This is a genomic window from Larkinella sp. C7, assembly GCF_006149005.1.
Taxonomy (GTDB): Bacteria; Bacteroidota; Bacteroidia; order Cytophagales; family Spirosomataceae; genus Larkinella.
Window position 1 is genome coordinate 1 of sequence record NZ_VBSL01000054.1, and the last position, 1,213, is coordinate 1,213.

Consider the following 1,213-nt stretch of genomic DNA (forward strand, 5'->3'; position numbering starts at 1 on the left):
AATAATCTAATTTTGACATCACTTGTTCCTCCCATCTAACCCTTATTTCTAATATAAATATAACACAAAAGGAGTTTGTAACATTTTACATAATTTCCTTTAAAAATGGTAATGAACATTAAAATATTTTACTTTTAAAATATTTTTTAATGGAAGATAAATTGTAAAATATAGTGCAACAAAAAACTCATAGCGTTTCATTGGTGTAAACTGTAAGTAACCACACAAACAGAACCCGAGGAAAAACTATGAGCTACTCCCATCTTACCATAACCGACCGAATAAAGATAGAAACCTACTTAGAATTAGGTTTGAAACCTTGCCAAATTGCAAATAAACTTGGCGTCCATAAGTCTACTATTTCAAGAGAGTTAAGACGATGCCAAAATGGTTATTCCGCAGCCTTAGCACAGGAACAGTACGACCACAGGGCTAAGCAAAAAGGTCGGAAGTCTCGTTTGACACCAAAGTTGAAAAAGGAAATTGAGGACGGTTTAAAATCCTCCTGGTCGCCTGAACAGATTTGTGGCCGCTATCAGCTTGAACAAAAGCCAATGGTAGCTTTTAAAACTATCTATAACTGGCTCTATGCTGCTTTGATTGATCTGGATTTAAGCGTCCTTCGTCGTAAAGGAAAAACTCGACAACCCAAAGAAACACGTGGAACATTTAGGATTGGTACGTCGATTGCCAAACGTCCTAAAGAGGTCAGGAATCGTGAGACCTTTGGTCACTGGGAGCTCGATACTGTGGTGTCTTCCAGAGGCAAAAGCAAGGGCTGTTTAGCGACCTTTCTAGAGCGAAAAACGCGCTTTTACTTAGCTTTCAAGATACCAGACAGAACAGCCAAATCCATGTTTTCAGCCATCGAACAACTTTGTAAGCTATTTCCAAAAGAGGCTCTTAAAACCTTCACTTCAGACAGAGGAAAAGAGTTTGCCTGCTATCCTCTGGTAGAGAATTTAGGAATTTCCTTTTTCTTTGCGGACGCCTATTCATCCTGGCAGAGAGGAAGCAATGAAAACGCAAATGGCTTACTAAGAGAATATTTCCCAAAGAAAACAGATTTAGCCGCTATCTCTGATGAGGTTTTGAATAAGGCTTTATATGATATCAATCACCGACCACGAAAATGTTTAGCTTACAGAACTGCTAGTGAAGCTCTAGAGGATGAGTTCAAGTAAATGTTGCACTTATTCTTGCAATTTATCAA

The 1,213-nt window shown here is 38.3% G+C and carries 1 protein-coding gene; it reads left to right on the forward strand.

Features of this window, described 5'->3' with window-relative positions:
- Positions 1 to 248: 248 nt before the first annotated feature.
- The gene (locus FH871_RS34330; RefSeq protein ID WP_019773382.1) at positions 249 to 1,184 is read left to right on the forward strand and encodes an IS30 family transposase; all 936 of its coding nucleotides are present in this window, start codon (positions 249 to 251) and stop codon (positions 1,182 to 1,184) included.
- Positions 1,185 to 1,213 lie beyond the last annotated feature (29 nt).